Below are 16,329 nucleotides of genomic sequence, written 5' to 3'. Positions count from 1 at the left end.
TGAGTCCAGTCGCCAGCAAGGCGGAGGAAGGATTCAATTGGAAGCTCTTGGGCTAATTTAAACTGAGGTAGGTTCTCCCAAATTTTGAGAGTGAACTGGTCAATTGAATCCGCAAGGACTAGCTCTAAGTAGGGCTTTCCCGACTTTGTCGTTTTAGTGACACAAGACTGAAGCTGGGCGTCAACGCTGGCGCTGATGGGGGTATCTCCAGCGGATTTTTTGAGTTTGGTGATAGTAAGCTGATCCACATTGTTAGTGTACGCGTGTACCTTGGTATTTGAGCAATAAAAAAGCGAGCACCTGCTCGCTTTTTTTTGAGTGGATGTGAAGACCGATGTGAGGCTTACTTGCTAGTTAGGCGGGAGAATGAGTTCGTCTCCTGGCTGAATGTCGATGTTGCCGCCCATGAATGAGCCGGGAACTGGGTCGGCAATTCCTTGATTGCGGTCGATAGTGCCAATCGTGAGGCGGCCAATGATGCCAGAGTTGCGGCGGATACCGAGGATATCGCCTGTGTTCACATTGCCAATGCGCTCGATTTCGATGCCTGCTATCTTATTGACGTTATCATACTCAGTGATTCTAGCCATTAGTAGTGCTGACTTGATGAGGCTAGCGCGGCGGTCGTTCCTCGCGGGTGAAGTTCCGATGGCGTCTGCGATGACTTTTGCTGCTTCTTCTTCAATGACATCTCGCTCATTTCTGAGTGCGCTGAGTTCGGCCTGCACACGATCAAGCTCAACTGAATTTGCCTGTTGGCTTGCTGCTTGTTGTAGTGGTGAGGTGTAAGTAAGACCCTGATTGGTATTCGATCCTTTGAGCAGGGCCGATTCTAGCTGGGCTTTGCGCTTTTCAAGGCGTGCAACTTCGAGGGCTACAGGATCGCTGATTTCGCTATTATTCATGCTGCTGTAGGATATGAAAAAACCAGCGACAAGAAGTGCGAATGTGGATCCAATAATCACGTTCATGACATTCATGCGGCTAGATGTAGAGTAATTCTCTAGGGACGGAAGGCAAAAATTATAGATTTTACTGAATCAAACAATCTGGCTTGAGTGAGAGGGAATTAGACATACGATCCTACTAGTGAGAATGCGGATGGCAGTTTTAGGCAGTGGAAGTGGCGGCAATGCTACAATTTTAGAGTGTGGAAAGACCCGCCTGTTGCTCGATGCCGGACTCAGTGCCAAACAATTGACCGTGCGAATGGAAGCCATTGGGGTTGATCCTGCTTCATTGACTGGTGTCTTACTCACGCATGAGCACAGCGATCACACCCGAGGATTGGATGTCTTACTGAGAAAGCGGAGAATCCCAGTCTACGCAAATGCTATGACGAGGGAGGCTCTGCAGTGGGGAATGAAAAGTGAGGTGCTCTGGAAGGTTTTCAATACAGGGCAGGATTTTGTACTAAATGGAATGACGATTCATCCATTCCCTATCCCTCACGATGCCGCAGAACCCGTCGGTTTTACTCTGCAGCAGGGGATAACGAAGTTTGGATTAGTCACAGATGTTGGCTACGTCACTCAAGCTATGCGAATGCATTTACGTGAGAGTCAGGCTCTATTTGTTGAGGCCAATTACGATGAAGTTCTATTGGAGGCTGATACCAAGCGCCCCTGGGCTACAAAGCAACGTATAGCATCGAGACATGGGCATTTGTCTAACTCACAAGCAGGTGAATTGATTGCCGACGTTGGTTGCGAGCGCTTAGCTCATGTGGTGCTAGGCCACCTCAGTGGCGATTGTAATAGTCCAAGTGTGGCGAGTGACACTGTTAGTGAATTGCTCACTGACGGAGGGTTAACAGAGGTTCAAGTGCTCTGTGCTAATCAGAAGGAGCCAACTGCCTGGCTCGAATTTGGAGAAAGTAACCGGGTAGCTTTACTAGAGAAGCTGTCTGGCAATCTCAGCCAGCAAGAGATGTTTTAAGTGTTATGAATGGTTGCTGATCATTTCATTCTCAGAACTCTTCGTAAGTTTTACGCCTCTGACATCCTCAGGTTTACGCGCATGTACCCCCAGTATAAGGGGGAGTTAGAGCTTTTGCGTGGCCGCCTTAAGAAAGAGGGTTTATACTAACATACAGCTATCTCTAAATCATGCACAGCGAACCATCGAAAGATGCATCAGCGACTAAAATGACGTTCGTCTACACAGCGCTATGGGCTACGTGCTGCCGTGGCTTCGTCTTGAAGGCAAAGACCTAGAACCCTGTAGCCAACGCGAGCACAAACTCAAAGCCACAGCTGAGCAAAGGAAATGATAAGTAGCTGTCAGTAATCTGACGAGTAGGCGGAATGAATGCCTTGGTTTAGCAAAAAACTGTGGCTAGGCTATGGGCTGTATAGCGTAGTAAAAAGTAGACCACTTAAAGTGTTAGCTTGGAAGCTAGTTAGAATGCTTCAGATGAAAGCTACAGTGATGGACAGAGGGGGAAAGTGGATAGCATAACGAACAACAGGTATGATTGAATGAAAGGGGCCCTACTCATCGTGATAACTCATCTCTTCGAGGTGACCTTCGTGGGCTTTTTACTTGATGGGCTGTGGTAGTTACTAGCATGACGATAGGGGGGAGATACCTGTGGAGTGCTTCTAGCGGGAAGCGCGGTATATCCAACTCTGAAGAGCCTCTTTGCTGTTCATTATGTCCGGATTATCTCACAGAAGGGCCATATGGCAGTGGTGACTGAGGGTTCTATCCCAGTATGGTGTGTAGTCTGCACATAGAAGCCATTGAGAGACAAAGGGGTCAAGCGTTGGGTAGATCATCGGAATGCCTTCAATCGAGAGTTTTTGTTGAATTGATGAAATGCCTCCTTAAATGAGCATACTAACAGAAAAAGGAAAAGCCTCACACGTTGCAGTGTGAGGCTTATGGGTAAGTTATTTATGACTAAATCTTAGAAAGATGAGTTCTCGAGGATGCCGAAGAAGGACTCGGCTTCGAGTGCGGCCCCCCCGACGAGTGCGCCATCGATGTCTGGCTGGCCGAGAAGCTCAGCTGCGTTAGCTGGCTTTACAGAGCCCCCATACTGAATTCGTACTGCGTCTGCTGCGGACTGGCCGTAGAGGTTTGCGATGACTGAACGCACGAACTTGTGTGTGTCCTGTGCTTGCTCTGCTGAGGCTGTTACGCCTGTACCGATTGCCCAAACTGGCTCGTATGCGATGACTACGTCTGTGAGGTCAGCAACGTCCTTGAGGCCGTCAGTGATCTGTGTAGTGAGAACTGACTCGAGCTTGCCGCCTTCGCGCTCTTCGAGGGTTTCACCGATGCAGAAGATTGGTTTGAGGCCAGCTGCGAGAGTTTTCTTAACCTTAGCGTTGATGATCGCGTCAGTTTCGCCGTAGATTGAACGACGCTCTGAGTGCCCGAGGATGACGTATTGGACACCAGCTTCGCTGAGCATTGCTGTGCTCACTTCACCAGTGAATGCGCCGGACTCTTGTTCAGAAACATTCTGAGAAGCCACTGCGATGCGGTCGCAACCATCGAGCTTAGCCACGACAGATGGGATGGTGAGGAATGTAGGTGCGAGAACGATGTCTGCGGAGCCTTTGAATTCTTTGATTGCTACGCAGAATGCGTCGAGGAATGCTGCTGCGTCTGCAGGGCCTTTGTTGAGCTTCCAGTTCGCTGCGATAATTAGATTACGTGACATATTGTTAGTTATTGTTAGTTTGAAATTTAGGTTATTTACTTATCTGTGAGTGCTGCCACACCTGGGAGAGTCTTACCTTCGAGTAGTTCGAGGGAAGCGCCACCGCCCGTGGAGAGGAAGCTGAAGTTAGATGCGTCAGAGAACTTGTTTGCTGCTGTGACTGAATCACCACCACCAACAATAGTGAGAGCATCAGATGCTGCAACGGCTGCAGTGAGAGCCTTTGTGCCAGCGGCGAAGTTGTCCATTTCGAACACTCCCATTGGGCCATTCCAGAGGATAGTCTTGGCGCCTGCGACTACTTTTTCGAAGTCACCGATAGCGACTTCACCGATATCGATGCCTTCCCAGCCGTCAGGGATTTCACCACCGTCAGCGTATGGAGCTGTGACTTTAGTCTCAGCCTTAGGGCTAAATTCCTGAGTGATGCGTGTATCGGCAGGGAGGTGGAACTTGATGCCCTTTGTTTCTGCTTCGTCGAGGATCTCTTTTGCGAGATCTACAAACTTTGGTTCCACGAGGGAGTCGCCCACCTTGAAACCCTGAGCGAGACGGAATGTGTAAGCCATTGCGCCTCCGATGATGAAAGTGTCGGCCTTAGCCATCATTGCTTTGATCACTTGGATTTTGTCGGAAACCTTAGCTCCACCCATGATCGCCACGAAAGGCTTCTCTGGAGACTCGAGCTTGCCTTGAAGGAATTCGAGTTCTTTCTCGATGAGTAAACCTGACACGGACTGCTTTACGAAGTGCGTCACGCCTTCAGTAGAAGCGTGTGCACGGTGTGCTGTGCCGAATGCGTCGTTGACGAAGATCTCAGCATTGCCTGCGAGAGCCTTTGAGAATTCAGAGTCATTAGCTGTCTCGCGGTTGTCGAAGCGTGTATTCTCGAGAACCATTGCGTGGCCAGCTTCGAGAGAGTTACGAAGAGTTACGGAGTGTTCGCCAACTGTGTCGTCAGCAAATGCTACTGGTGCGCCGAGGTGCTCAGAGAGGCGCTTTGCTACTGGACGAAGCGAGTACTTTTCCTGAGGCTCGCCCGCAGGACGGCCCAGGTGGGAGCAGAGAACAAGCTTAGCGCCGCCTGCGAGGAGGTGCTTGATAGATGGAAGAGCACCGAGGATGCGAGTCTCGTCAGTGATTTCGAAATTGTCGTCGAGAGGGACGTTGAAGTCCACACGCATGAGAACTTCTTTGCCCTGTACGTCGATGTCGCGAATAGTAAGTTTGGACATAATTTTTGAATGGTTAGTGGTTCCGGGGGGGGGACGGCTTAAGCGCCGTGTGAATGTGGTGAAGTAAATAAAACAGGGGAGACTCTATGAAAGCCTCCCCTGATTGAGATTTGAATCTCTAAAAGGATTAGAGACCAGTTGCTAGAAGAGCAAGGCCTTCTGCTGCGCGGTTTGAGTAACCCCACTCGTTGTCATACCATGACGCGAGTTTGATCATTTTGCCATCAACCATTGTGCAACCTGAGTCGTAGATGGAGCTGTGTGGGTCAGAAACGATGTCCTGAAGGACGATTGGCTCGTCTGTGTAAGCGAGAACACCTTTCATTGGGCCTTCTGCTGCTGCTTTGAATGCTGCGTTTACTTCTTCAAGTGTGACGTCTTTTTCAACCGTACAAACGAAGTCAGTGATAGAGCCAGTTGTTGTAGGAACACGGTAAGAGTTACCGTTGAGCTTACCGGAGAGTTCAGGGATAACTTTACCGATTGCTTTAGCTGCCCCAGTAGAAGTTGGTATGATGTTTACTGCTGCTGCGCGGGAGCGACGAAGGTCACTGTGAGGTAGGTCGAGAATACGCTGATCGTTAGTGTATGAGTGGATTGTTGCCATCATGCCCTGAACAAGACCGAATGCATCGTTGAGTACCTTCACCATTGGCGCGAGGCAGTTAGTTGTGCATGAAGCGTTAGAAACGATGTTGTGTTTCGCTGCGTCATACTCGTTGTCGTTGATTCCGATACACATCATGAGATCAGGATCTGGAGCCGGTGCAGAGATAAGCACTTTCTTAGCGCCTGCGTCGATGTGTTTCTGGGAACCAGCCTGTGAAGCGAAGAATCCTGTGGATTCAAGTACAACGTCAACCTTGAGCTCAGCCCATGGAAGTTCTGCTGGGTCGCGCTGAGCGAGAGCTACGATCTTGTGACCGTTTACGATGATGTGCTTCTCGTCGAAAGATACTTCTGCATCAAGCTTACCCTGTGAAGAGTCGTATTTAAGAAGGTGAGCAATTGTCTTGTTGTCAGTGAGGTCGTTGATAGCGACAACTTTTTCAAGTTCGCCTTTTTCAATGAGAGCACGAAGGACGTTACGTCCGATGCGGCCGAAGCCGTTGATTGCGTAGTTAGCCATAAGAATTTGTGGTGAAATAGGAAGGAACTCGCCAGGGTGGTGAGTCGATCTTTTCTGTCCGCTGAATGCGGAAAGCGACTATGATAGAGAATTCCTATTCGTCAATACTCTGGTTTGGCATATAGAGGTGTCTTCTTGCGAGGTAACGATGAATATGCGAATTTTGACGATTTTTGTTAAGTGCGTGGGGAGCTGCGAAGCGTGAGTATGGCGAGTTCTGGCTTGCAGGCAAAACGCACTCTCATTCCTGAGGTTCCTAGACCACGTGAGACAAAGAGTTGGGAGTTGCCCTTTTTATAGTAGCCATACACATAGTTTTCTCCATGTTTGACCTTTACTGGGGCGTAGCCAATGAAAGGAACTCGGCATTGTCCGCCATGGGTGTGGCCTGAGAGCTGTAGATCAATGTCGCGAACGGATCGCATGGTGTCGAAGTAGTCTGGTTCGTGGACGAGTACAATGACCGGGGAGTCGGTAGGGATGCCTTTGAGAGTGGCTGTCGGATCAGGAGAACCTAACCACACATAGTCTGTTCCGGCTATATGAAGTGTTGTTCCGTTTATATTGAGTTCAGTGTTCTGGTTGATGAGGAATGGTATGCCGGCCTTGGAGAAAATTTTACGGAAGTAGCCATTTGAATGGGTCCAGCCGTCGTGATTTCCCATAGTAGCAACGATGCCGTGTTTTGATTGAAGCTGCTTAAGGTGTTCTATCAGCGGGGATATTACGCCTACGTCGTCTGTCACATAGTCACCAGTGAGGGCTATGAAGTCCACATTTTCGGCATTCACGGCTGCTACTGCTTTAGACATGAGCTCGTGATCTTTTTCCGGCTTGTAATGAAGGTCGCTGAGTTGTGCGATAGTGAAGCCGTCGAGTTCGGCTGGCAGTTTTGGTAGAGTGATCTCTCTGCGTGTGATACTGAGGAGGTCGGGCTCTATCAGGAATGCATCAATTGCCGCAGCGATGGGAGTGGCTGCGAGCAAAGTATTGATAGCTTGCCGGCGAGAAAGTTTAAACATGAGTCTAGGGAGCTAGAATACTGTGAAACAGGCATGAAGCCAATGTGAAAATTTACAGAGAATTGGGATGCTGTGATCTAATATGCCGCTCGTGGAGGCTAGTAGGTGGCTAGATCTGAGGAAAAGTGTTGAGCTGGTATAGCTGGCTATGTTGAAGTATAGCTCATGAACTCGGAGCGCCTATCTATTCCTCAATACGCCATGGCTCTGGCCCATGTGGCGAGCCTGCGCAGTGAAGACCCATTTCGCAAAGTAGGAGCTTCTGCCTTAGATTTTGATAATCGTGTTATCGGGACTGCTTATAATGGGCTAGCACCAGGTTTTGATGCGCCGGAGGGGTTTTGGGACGATCGTGATGGAAGGCAGAAATTCATGCTGCATGCTGAGGTTAATCTCTGTAGCTTGTTTAAGCGAGGGGAAGCAAAGGTTATCGCCACAACGACAATGCCCTGCACAGCTTGCATGCAGACATTGTGCTCATATGGCGTAAAAGAGATTTATTATAGGGATGTGTATAAGAAGTCAGATGCCCCTGAGATAGCTAGAGTCTACGGGATAAAGCTTGAACAAGTCGCTGAGTATCCACTCCATCCCGTTACACTAGATTAGAGCATGTCTATTCTTGCATTCCGCCGCACATAGGGAAATATACGGCGAAAGCAATGGATGCAATTCAGATAGATGGTGTAAAAAAAAGCTACGACAAAGATCTCGTTGCGTTAAAGGAGGTGTGTCTTCATGTCGGTGAAGGTGAATTGTTCTTTTTGTTAGGCTCTAGTGGGTGTGGTAAAACCACCTTGCTCAGAGCTATAGCCGGGCTTGAAGAGCCTGATGAGGGGAGAATATTTTTTGGTGAGCGCGATGTCACTGATGTGCCAACTCACAAGCGGGAAGCCGCCATGGTCTTTCAATCCTATGCACTCTGGCCACACATGTCGGTAGGGGATAACGTGGCTTTCGGCTTACAGGAACGGGGAATTGAGGGCGATGAACTTGTGGATCGCACTCTGGAGGCGCTCAAAGGAGTGCGGCTTGAAGGCTATGAAGATCGTAGGGTAGATCAACTTTCTGGCGGACAACAGCAGCGTGTGGCTCTAGCCCGCGCACTAGTGGTACGGCCTAAATGCTTATTGTTAGATGAACCACTTTCCAACCTTGACGCCCAGTTGCGGATGGAGATGCGTACTGAGATTCGCCGTATTGTGAAAGAGTTTGGTCTGACAGCTGTCTATGTTACGCACGACCAAGAAGAGGCTCTTTCTGTTGCCGATAAAATTGCGGTGATGAGAGACGGTCATATTGCTCAGGTGGGGACACCTGAAGAGGTCTACAGAACACCACGCAGTATGCATGTGGCTCAATTCATGGGAGAAACTAATTTCCTAGCAGGGAAGGTCGACTGGATCGTGCATGACGATCAGCGCGGCTACAGCGTGCGCGTGATTTCTGCGGCTGGCGAAATTTTCCAAGGCTATGTGACAGAGCCTGGGTGGAAGCCAGAAATTGGAGATTCAGTGGTGGTCTCCGTACGACCTGAAGCTCTACGTTTTGATGATTCTGGCGATGTGATAAACCAAGTTTTTGGCAAGGTGGTCGAGCGAGTCTATCAGGGGGCGACAATCCAGTATCTAGTACAAAGCGACGAGGGGGTCTACATTCAAGTTTCTGAGTTGAATCCACGGCTCTTACGTGAGCCGAATGAGCGAGTGGCTCTAACTGCACGCCAGCAGGATGTGGTGATGCTGAAGCCGTAATCAGTGATGAAAAAAATCTGGAATAAACGAATTGGTGTAATCGCAGCCCTTGTGTTGGTAGCGGTTTCACCACTTATCTTACAAAGACCTGAGGCGGTTAGTCGGTCTGAGTCAGATGAGGTGCTGGTAGTTATCACACCACACAATGAGACAATTCGGAATGAATTTTCTGTGGCTTTCAACACCTATTGGCAGAAAAAAACTGGCAAGAAGGTCTATCTCGATTGGAGAGCTCCAGGTGGCACATCTGAAATACGGTTAGTGCTAGATAGCAAATTTGCTAATGCCAAAGGTGGAGGTGTGGGGATCGATGTGTTCTTTGGTGGTGGAGACTATATTTTTGAAGAAATGGCTAAAGCTGGACGCTTCGAAAAGCTCGAGGTTTTTAGTTCTCAAGAGGGGTGGTTCAAAGGTGAATTAGCTATACCTCAGTCATTCACTGGTGAAGTCTATTATAGCAAGGCGAAATATTGGGTCGGAGTATGCCTCTCGCAATTTGGTATTTGTTATAATGTGGATAATCTCAAGCGTCTGAACGTGGATCCCCCAAAATCTTGGGATGATCTGAGTGATCCGAAATATTTTGGCGCCATAGCGATGGCTGATCCCACTAAAAGCGGATCGGTGGCTCGAGCGTTTGAGATGTTAGTGCAGCAAAATATTCACAGATCGTTGGCTAATACTCGGAGGCAGCCGGGTGAAACTGAGGAAATGCGGAGCCAGCGAGCTATTGGCTATGGCTGGGCGGATGGACTCAACCTGATCCAGAAAATTGCAGCCAATGCGCGCTACTTTACTGATGCAGCGACTAAAATCCCTCATGATGTTTCTCAAGGTGATGCTGCAGCCGGAATGTGTATCGATTTCTACGGCAGGGCCTACAATGAGAAGCTGAAGAGGGCTGATGGTTCTTCCCGTCTACAGTGGGTCGCTCCAGAAGGAGGAACTTCACTGAGTGTCGATCCTGTGGCTGTTTTTAAACACGCGCCAAATTCTAAGTTGGCTCAGGAATTTGTGGAGTTCCTACTGAGTGAGGAGGGGCAGGTGCTTTGGAATAAGCGCGTGGGTTCTGATGGTGGACCTAAGAGGCGTGCGCTTCGTAGGTTGCCCATCCGTCCTTCAGTCTACACTCCAGCGAATTTAGCTGACTTTACCGATCCCGAGGTGAATCCTTATACTGCAACGCCTCTGTTTGTCTATCAACCCGATATCACTGGGCCGGTTTTTGGTGCGTTGCGTCATATTATCAAGAGCATGTGCATAGATGTTCATCGTGAACTGCAGGCAGCTTGGATCGCGCTAGTAAAATACGATATGCCTGAGATGACCATGTCTCGTTTTCATGATGTCTCTTATGTGTCTTACGTGAAAACGATGGGTGAGATTCGTCAACAAGTGCATTCTGGTGATAAATTAGATTCAGCAAGAGAGGCAAAACGTATGACTGGTGTTTTTCGGAGAAACTACAAAGAGGCTGTTGGGTTAGCTAAAGAGGAGGCCAATAAAAAATGAAGCGCGGCAAGGCAGTATTGATCACCTTCTTGCTGACGTTCTTTTTTGGCTTGTTCTTCTTGTGGCCCGTGACAGATGTGCTGAAACAGGCATTTCTCGATCAAGATGGACAATTCTCGTTAGCTTACATGTGGTTGGTGTTTTCCAACCCTATTTATCTCGAAGGGCTTTGGAATGCTTTTGCTTTAGGAGTCACGAGTACTATTTTCACCTTCTTCATAGCACTGCCTTTGGCTTTGGTGTCCTACCGGTGGGCGTTTCCAGGTAAAAAGTGGCTGACGGTGTTGATATTGGCGCCTCTAGTCTTACCTCCATTTGTTGGTGCTGTGGGGGTTCGTCATATGCTAGGCGTAGAGGGAGCACTGAATGCCTTTCTCATAGACTTGGGGTTTATGTCCGCAGTTGCTCCAACCGACTGGTTAGGAGCAAGTAAGTTCTGGGGGGTCGTTTTGCTGAATGCCCTGCACCTTTACCCAATATTGTACATGAATATTTTGTCCGCTTTAGGGAATCTAGATCCTGCGATGGAACAAGCTGCGCAGAACCTGGGGGCTTCACCCTGGACGCGTTTCAAACGTATTACCCTGCCTTTATGTATGCCTGGCATCTTTGCTGGTGCTGCGATTGTCTTTATTTGGTCGTTTACAGAGTTGGGTGTGCCCTTGGTTTTTGACTACACGCGTGTGACTCCAGTGCAGATTTTTGACGGGATAAAGGATTTAAGTGGCAATCCTATTCCTTACGCTTTGGTGGCAGTAATGCTCACTATCTCGGTCTTGGTTTACTCGATCTCGAAGGTGATTTTAGGACGCAATAAATTGGGTGTCTCCACTAAACCCAAAGGTGACGTTCAAGAAAAAGAGCTTAAGGGGGCTAGTGGGTGGATTCTCTCGCTTTGTTTTGCTTCAGTCTTCATTTTAGCCACTATTCCGCACTTTGGAGTGTTCTTTTTGTCCGTTTCTTCGGATTGGTATGGTACGATTTTCCCTAAATCGCTGACCTTGCAGCACTATGGGGAGGGCTTAGGGCACCCATTGGTGTTAGGGTCCATAAAGAATAGTTTGTTGTATGCTTCAGGCGCCACATTTTTGGATGTAATTCTTGGGGTGGCTATTGCTTGGGTCATTGTGCGTAGTAAAATGTGGGGTAGAAATGTTCTGGATGCTCTCATGATGCTTCCTCTGGCTGTTCCTGGCCTAGTGCTTGCCTTTGGCTATTTGTCGATGAGTGAGAATGATGGTCCATTTAGCTTTCTGATTGGAGCAAATGGTAGCCCCGCCTTACTTCTTATCGTTGCCTACGCTGTTCGTCGATTACCTTTTGTGGTGAGAGCTGCAGTGTCTGGTCTTCAGCAGAGTAATGTGGAACTCGAGGAGGCTGCTATGTCAATGGGGGCTTCACCTGCTCGCGCGTTTTGGCGTGTGGGATTGCCTCTGGTTGGGACTAGTTTGATTGCTGGTGCTATTCTGGCGTTTGCTTTCGCTATGTTAGAGGTCTCCGATAGCCTTATTCTCGCACAACAAGCCGAGCACTACCCAATAACCAAAGCTATTTATGCTTTATTGAGCACCCTAGGAAATGGCCACGAGATAGCTTCTGCTTTGGGAGTTTGGGCGATGATTTTCCTTGGAGTAGCATTGGCTGGAGCGCTGGCCCTCGTAGGTAAACGAGGTGGTGGTCTCTTTAGGTTTTAAGGGAGTAGTGCGAGATGTCCTGCAGTTTACTGCGATCGAAAAGATCTTTGTGTCATCCTCATTAAGGATTAGCCATATTGCGGCCTTGATTTTAATCAAATGTCGGGTAAGAATTTTGGCCGTAATGAAATCTTTTATCCTTAGCGCAAGCATTCTCGCCGTTTTCGTAGGTCTATCTTCCTGTGAAAAGCACGAATGGGACAAGACAAAGCAACTCTATGAGTCTCATGATGCACATGGTCACGATGATCACGCTGGACATGGACACGATGAGCATGCTGAAGAGGGGCATGCTGATAAGGAGCGCTCTGATAAGGAAGAAGGTCATTCTGGGCACGACGCTGCTCATTAATTTCTCCACTGGAGGTCCTGTTCATGAATAAGCGTCCTCCAGCTTGGTTGATTCCAAACTTACTGAGCCTCGATGCCCCCATCGTGGCCTTGGTCTGGATGTGGATGCTGGCTGATGCGCTGAGGGTTCAATATGTTGAATCCTCGTCATATTTGCTTTTGGGTGCCGCAGTGTGGTGCGTTTACGTGGTAGACCGCATCCGTGATGTTAGTCGTGGTGTGCACCCGATCGAGGGAGAAATGCCGTGGCGCCATCGATTCCATTGGAAGAATCGGTTGGTCTTGATTCTATTTGTTGTCGGAATTGTTAGTTACAGTAGCTTTTTCGCGCTTTTTTACATGTCCCGCGTGTTGCTCACGGTGGGAGTGGTGGGGGGCGTCCTAGTTGCTTGCTATTGGTTCGTTTCATTATTTGATAAGGCTGATGTGGCCTATGGTAAGAATATGGTGGCAGGCTTGACTTTTGCCTATGGCGTAACCGCTCCAATTGTGGTGGCGTCTGAGCCTTTGCCTATCGTTCTATCAGAAGTGTTCCAGGGAGTAGATGGAGCTCCGTTTGTTGGCAACTTGCTCTCATCTATCCCCAGATTTTTTGCTATGGTTTTTCTGACAGTCAATACGGTATTGCTCTCGGTGCTTGTGCTTTTGTTTGGTTTGCTGTGTGTGATGAATATCAATGCGATAGATTTATGGGAGCGTTCTAGGCGTTCGCGCGATCCAGAGGTGAAGCAGGAGAGTGAGATAGCTCTATCTATGGGGTTGTTTATCTTAGTGGTGGGCGCTGTGTTTGCTGTTGCCTTTATTGTCGATGATCATAGCGCTCCTTTGTGTTATGCAGTCATGGCTTCGGCAGGCTTGTTGCATGTGATCAATCGCTCTCGTGCGCGTTTCTCCATAGCGGCACTGAGAGTTTTGGCTGACTTAGCACTGGTGGTACCTGTGCCACTTGCCGTATGGCTAACGTAGATTACTCTCAAGTGTCATAGATCTACGGATGGCTTTGGATTTCAGTCTTTTTCTAGACCGTGCAAAAAGTGAGATTAAATCATTTGGGGGAGCTTCTTCAGAGTCTCATGTAACTAGGGTGTCCATCAACTGCTGTGGCGGGAGGTGGTGTCTGCCAGTTCTTGGCTAAGCTTTTACGAGTAAAAGCTCAAAAGGGAGTACGATGACGGCGTGTGTCACGTAATCGGAGATGGTCTCGAGGGTAGAGATTGAAAGATATTTGTTGCGGAGTGGTCTGCTGGTTCGAGGATGAAAGCTCTCTTGTTAGTGAGTGATTTCCCCTAGGCCAATCTTTGTGCTCTAGTCCTAGTTTTTTTTTGCATACAATAGTTCTTCAGCATTTTTAATGTGTGCCATTTGTCAAACTTACTGCGCTGGATGTGTTCTGCACTGAGTTTGAATGACGGAAATGACAGAAAATGAATGGCGGAGGGGTTCTATTTTAGTCAGATCTGGAAGATGTAACAACTCGCTATTGCATTGCTGAAGAAATGTGTTGTGCTTATCTACTTATTTCGAATTACACAATGACTCTGAAAAGCCAGAAACCCACTTACGTCGTCGGTCACTTGAATCCTGATACTGATGCCATCTGCTCAGCCATAGGGCAGGCTGAATATCTCCGTAAGGCTGAAAATGTCGAAGCTGTACCTATTCGGTGTGGTGCGGTACCTTCTCGTGTGGCCTGGGTGTTAGGGCAAGCGGGAATGGAGACACCCGCGCTTGTCACAGATGTGAGGACTACCGCGGAGCTTATCTGTGACAAGGACCATGTGTCAGTCTGTGAGGATGCTACTTTCTACTCCGTGTATCGGGCAATGCAGAAGTCGTCGGTCAAATCGGTTCCAGTGGTTAGCTCGAGTAATGAGATCAGAGGGATCTTGCATTTCACGGACTTAATGCAACTGTTGATGCCTGATAGCCTAGATGGGCAGCAGAGTGTGAAGACTATTCACGTGTCCCAACAGCACATTAAAGAGACGCTTCAAGGGCAATCCGTGGCCGCAAGCTTGAGCGAAGACGAGGAGGACCTCATTATGTTTGTTGGTGCTTCAAGTAAAAAATCAGTTTTCGAGAGTATCAATGCCGCCAAGGCTGATGGGCTTTGTGATAAACAAATCGTTATCTGCGGTGACCGTGAAGATATTCATGCAGAAGCAGTAAGTAACAGTGTGCGTGTGCTTGTTGTTGCTGGTGGCTATAAAGTGCAAGATGCGGTCGTGGCTGAAGCTAAACAAAAAGGAGTGGCGATTATTCTTTCGCGCTTTGATACAGCTACCACTGTACAGTTAGTTCGTTGTTCACGATCTGTAAGCAATGCTCTTGGCGAAGAGTTTCTTTGCGTGAATGCTGATGAGGCGGTTTCAGATATCAGAAAGCGTCTCAGTGCAGCACGACAGGATCTATTCCCAGTGGTGGAAAAGGGGACCAGAGATCTCGTTGGGGTGTTCCGTAAGTCAGCTCTAGTTGACCCTCCTGCGACGACTCTGGTGTTAGTTGACCATAATGAATACGCCCAGGCGGTTAGGGGAGTAGAAGAGGCTAATGTCATCGAGGTTATCGATCATCACCGCTTAGGTGGAGATGTGATGTCTCGCGAGCCGATTCGTTTCTTGAATGAGCCTGTAGGCTCTACATGCACTCTTGTAGCTCGCAAATTTCGATACATGAGTATCCCTCTATCAAAAGGAGTGGCCATGTGTCTATGTGCTGGACTTATCTCAGATACGCTCAATTTAACGTCACCGACAACGACTGAGTTGGATAGAAGTATGCTGGCCTGGTTGGCTGATATAGCGGAGGTGAATGCAGTTCAGTTTACCCACGATTTCTTTGCTTCGGGTTCATTGTTGGCTAAAGGCTCTGTTGATGAATTGATTGGGACTGACCGTAAGCAGTTTAACGAAGGTGGGAAGTCTATCAGTATTTCCCAAGTGGAGGAAATGGACCTAGGTCGCTTTAGTGAACGATCTAGTGAAATGATTTGCGGTCTAGAGCTTTTGATTAAAAATGAAGGCTACGATGTGGCTTTGCTTGCTGTCACTGATATAACCAAGCATCATAGCAAAATTGTGGCAGTTGGTGACCCTCGTGTGATCGAGGCCTTACCTTTCGCTAAGATTTCAAAAAACGTACTCGATGCCGTTGGCGTCGTGAGTCGAAAGAAGCAAATTTTCCCAGCTGTGAGTAGCGCTATTCATGGCGCTACGGCAACAACGCTCGAGAGTATATGAAACCAGTTGTTATAAAAATTGGCACCGGGGTGTTAACGCGTGAGTTTGATGGGAAGTTAGATCGTGCGGCTCTCACTAGGTTAGTCACTGCTGTAGCCGAGCTTGTGATTTCGGGGAGATCATGCATCCTCGTTTCTAGTGGTGCGGTGGGAGCGGGTATATCGCAATTGGGGTTGAGTGAATACCCTTCAGATGTGCCAACTCGCCAGGCTTGTGCAGCCGTTGGGCAAACGCGTTTGATGCATGGCTATGAAAATTTATTTAACAACTTTGAGTTGAATGTTGCTCAATTACTGCTTACCGCAGATGACTTTAGTAATTCAGCAAGGTTGGCTCGTGTGGAAGATACGTTAGCTCGTTTGGCGCAGTGTCCACAGATTGTTCCTATTATAAATGAGAATGATTCAGTTGCCGTGGAGGAGTTAAGTTTAGGTGATAACGATATGCTCTCGGCTAGAGTTGCGCGTCTTATCGGGGCGTCCCAGCTGATATTGCTATCCAATATTGATGGTTTATTGGCTCCTGGTTCAACAGAAGTCATTAGTTATGTCGAAAATGTGGACGATGTTTTAAGTTTTGTTAGGGATGATAAAGGGAAATTCTCTATTGGGGGGATGGCTTCTAAACTTAAGGCTGTGAGATTAGCTGTCGATGCAGGTATTGAAACTGTCATAGCTCACGGTAAGAGCCCAGAGCGACTAGCTGCTATCACTCGGGGCT

15 protein-coding genes are annotated in these 16,329 nt (G+C 48.3%); 9 read left to right on the top strand and 6 right to left on the bottom strand.

The window, feature by feature from the left end:
* Nucleotides 1–248: hypothetical protein (locus tag ABGY95_RS11780; RefSeq protein ID WP_347441881.1), on the bottom strand; the 248-nt coding region annotated here is incomplete at its 3' end.
* Nucleotides 249–350: 102 nt separating this feature from the next.
* A complete protein-coding gene (locus ABGY95_RS11775; RefSeq protein ID WP_347441880.1) occupies nucleotides 351–905 on the bottom strand; it encodes a hypothetical protein in 555 nt (184 codons plus the stop codon).
* A gap of 196 nt (nucleotides 906–1,101) precedes the next feature.
* On the opposite strand from ABGY95_RS11775, the gene ABGY95_RS11770 reads away from it, so the two are divergent.
* Complete coding sequence (locus ABGY95_RS11770; protein ID WP_347441879.1) at nucleotides 1,102–1,938, top strand: MBL fold metallo-hydrolase; 837 nt, start codon at nucleotides 1,102–1,104, stop codon at nucleotides 1,936–1,938.
* A gap of 973 nt (nucleotides 1,939–2,911) precedes the next feature.
* On the opposite strand, the gene tpiA is transcribed toward ABGY95_RS11770, so the two are convergent.
* The 4 genes from tpiA to ABGY95_RS11750 all read right to left on the bottom strand — a co-directional run bounded on the left by tpiA (nucleotide 2,912) and on the right by ABGY95_RS11750 (nucleotide 7,059).
* Complete coding sequence (gene tpiA / locus ABGY95_RS11765) at nucleotides 2,912–3,673, bottom strand: triose-phosphate isomerase (protein ID WP_347441878.1); 762 nt, start codon at nucleotides 3,671–3,673, stop codon at nucleotides 2,912–2,914.
* Between the two features lie 35 nt (nucleotides 3,674–3,708).
* The gene (locus tag ABGY95_RS11760; protein WP_347441877.1) at nucleotides 3,709–4,908 is read right to left on the bottom strand and encodes a phosphoglycerate kinase; all 1,200 of its coding nucleotides are present in this window, start codon (nucleotides 4,906–4,908) and stop codon (nucleotides 3,709–3,711) included.
* Nucleotides 4,909–5,035: 127 nt separating this feature from the next.
* Nucleotides 5,036–6,037: a type I glyceraldehyde-3-phosphate dehydrogenase gene (gene gap / locus ABGY95_RS11755; RefSeq protein WP_347441876.1), complete on the bottom strand. Its 1,002-nt coding sequence runs from the start codon at nucleotides 6,035–6,037 to the stop codon at nucleotides 5,036–5,038.
* 176 nt (nucleotides 6,038–6,213) lie between these two features.
* The gene (locus ABGY95_RS11750) at nucleotides 6,214–7,059 is read right to left on the bottom strand and encodes a metallophosphoesterase (protein ID WP_347441875.1); all 846 of its coding nucleotides are present in this window, start codon (nucleotides 7,057–7,059) and stop codon (nucleotides 6,214–6,216) included.
* A gap of 165 nt (nucleotides 7,060–7,224) precedes the next feature.
* Here ABGY95_RS11750 and ABGY95_RS11745 point away from each other — a divergent pair, with 165 nt between their 5' ends.
* The 8 genes from ABGY95_RS11745 to proB form a co-directional block, all read left to right on the top strand.
* Nucleotides 7,225–7,668: a deoxycytidylate deaminase gene (locus ABGY95_RS11745; RefSeq protein WP_347441874.1), complete on the top strand. Its 444-nt coding sequence runs from the start codon at nucleotides 7,225–7,227 to the stop codon at nucleotides 7,666–7,668.
* A 53-nt stretch (nucleotides 7,669–7,721) separates the two neighbouring features.
* A complete protein-coding gene (locus ABGY95_RS11740) occupies nucleotides 7,722–8,813 on the top strand; it encodes an ABC transporter ATP-binding protein (protein ID WP_347441873.1) in 1,092 nt (363 codons plus the stop codon).
* 6 nt (nucleotides 8,814–8,819) lie between these two features.
* A complete protein-coding gene (locus ABGY95_RS11735) occupies nucleotides 8,820–10,325 on the top strand; it encodes an extracellular solute-binding protein (RefSeq protein WP_347441872.1) in 1,506 nt (501 codons plus the stop codon).
* A complete protein-coding gene (locus ABGY95_RS11730) occupies nucleotides 10,322–12,019 on the top strand; it encodes an iron ABC transporter permease (protein WP_347441871.1) in 1,698 nt (565 codons plus the stop codon). Before ABGY95_RS11735 ends, ABGY95_RS11730 begins: the two co-directional genes overlap by 4 nt.
* 124 nt (nucleotides 12,020–12,143) lie before the next feature.
* Nucleotides 12,144–12,371 (top strand): hypothetical protein, encoded by a 228-nt coding sequence (locus ABGY95_RS11725; RefSeq protein ID WP_347441870.1) that lies wholly within the window; start codon nucleotides 12,144–12,146, stop codon nucleotides 12,369–12,371.
* A 23-nt stretch (nucleotides 12,372–12,394) separates the two neighbouring features.
* Nucleotides 12,395–13,336 carry a hypothetical protein gene (locus tag ABGY95_RS11720; RefSeq protein WP_347441869.1) on the top strand — a complete coding sequence of 314 codons (942 nt, stop codon included), beginning with the start codon at nucleotides 12,395–12,397 and terminating at the stop codon, nucleotides 13,334–13,336.
* Between the two features lie 566 nt (nucleotides 13,337–13,902).
* Nucleotides 13,903–15,609, top strand: coding sequence for a putative manganese-dependent inorganic diphosphatase (locus tag ABGY95_RS11715; RefSeq protein ID WP_347441868.1), 1,707 nt, complete (start codon nucleotides 13,903–13,905; stop codon nucleotides 15,607–15,609).
* Nucleotides 15,606–16,329: glutamate 5-kinase (gene proB / locus ABGY95_RS11710; RefSeq protein ID WP_347441867.1), on the top strand; the 724-nt coding region annotated here is incomplete at its 3' end. The genes ABGY95_RS11715 and proB, both read left to right, overlap by 4 nt.

The organism is Rubritalea sp. (assembly GCF_039830215.1).
Taxonomy (GTDB): Bacteria; Verrucomicrobiota; Verrucomicrobiia; order Verrucomicrobiales; family Akkermansiaceae; genus Rubritalea.
Note: the sequence above shows the minus strand (reverse complement) of the source record. Positions and strands in the feature narration are given on the sequence as shown.

Bases quoted from the DNA above. Each gene is read 5' to 3' on its own strand.
- ABGY95_RS11775 (WP_347441880.1), bottom strand. From the start codon at position 905: ATGAATAATAGCGAAATCAGCGATCCTGTAGCCCTCGAAGTTGCACGC.
- ABGY95_RS11770 (WP_347441879.1), top strand. From the start codon at position 1,102: ATGGCAGTTTTAGGCAGTGGAAGTGGCGGCAATGCTACAATTTTAGAG.
- tpiA (WP_347441878.1), bottom strand. From the start codon at position 3,673: ATGTCACGTAATCTAATTATCGCAGCGAACTGGAAGCTCAACAAAGGC.
- ABGY95_RS11760 (WP_347441877.1), bottom strand. From the start codon at position 4,908: ATGTCCAAACTTACTATTCGCGACATCGACGTACAGGGCAAAGAAGTT.
- gap (WP_347441876.1), bottom strand. From the start codon at position 6,037: ATGGCTAACTACGCAATCAACGGCTTCGGCCGCATCGGACGTAACGTC.
- ABGY95_RS11750 (WP_347441875.1), bottom strand. From the start codon at position 7,059: ATGTTTAAACTTTCTCGCCGGCAAGCTATCAATACTTTGCTCGCAGCC.
- ABGY95_RS11745 (WP_347441874.1), top strand. From the start codon at position 7,225: ATGAACTCGGAGCGCCTATCTATTCCTCAATACGCCATGGCTCTGGCC.
- ABGY95_RS11740 (WP_347441873.1), top strand. From the start codon at position 7,722: ATGGATGCAATTCAGATAGATGGTGTAAAAAAAAGCTACGACAAAGAT.
- ABGY95_RS11735 (WP_347441872.1), top strand. From the start codon at position 8,820: ATGAAAAAAATCTGGAATAAACGAATTGGTGTAATCGCAGCCCTTGTG.
- ABGY95_RS11730 (WP_347441871.1), top strand. From the start codon at position 10,322: ATGAAGCGCGGCAAGGCAGTATTGATCACCTTCTTGCTGACGTTCTTT.
- ABGY95_RS11725 (WP_347441870.1), top strand. From the start codon at position 12,144: ATGAAATCTTTTATCCTTAGCGCAAGCATTCTCGCCGTTTTCGTAGGT.
- ABGY95_RS11720 (WP_347441869.1), top strand. From the start codon at position 12,395: ATGAATAAGCGTCCTCCAGCTTGGTTGATTCCAAACTTACTGAGCCTC.
- ABGY95_RS11715 (WP_347441868.1), top strand. From the start codon at position 13,903: ATGACTCTGAAAAGCCAGAAACCCACTTACGTCGTCGGTCACTTGAAT.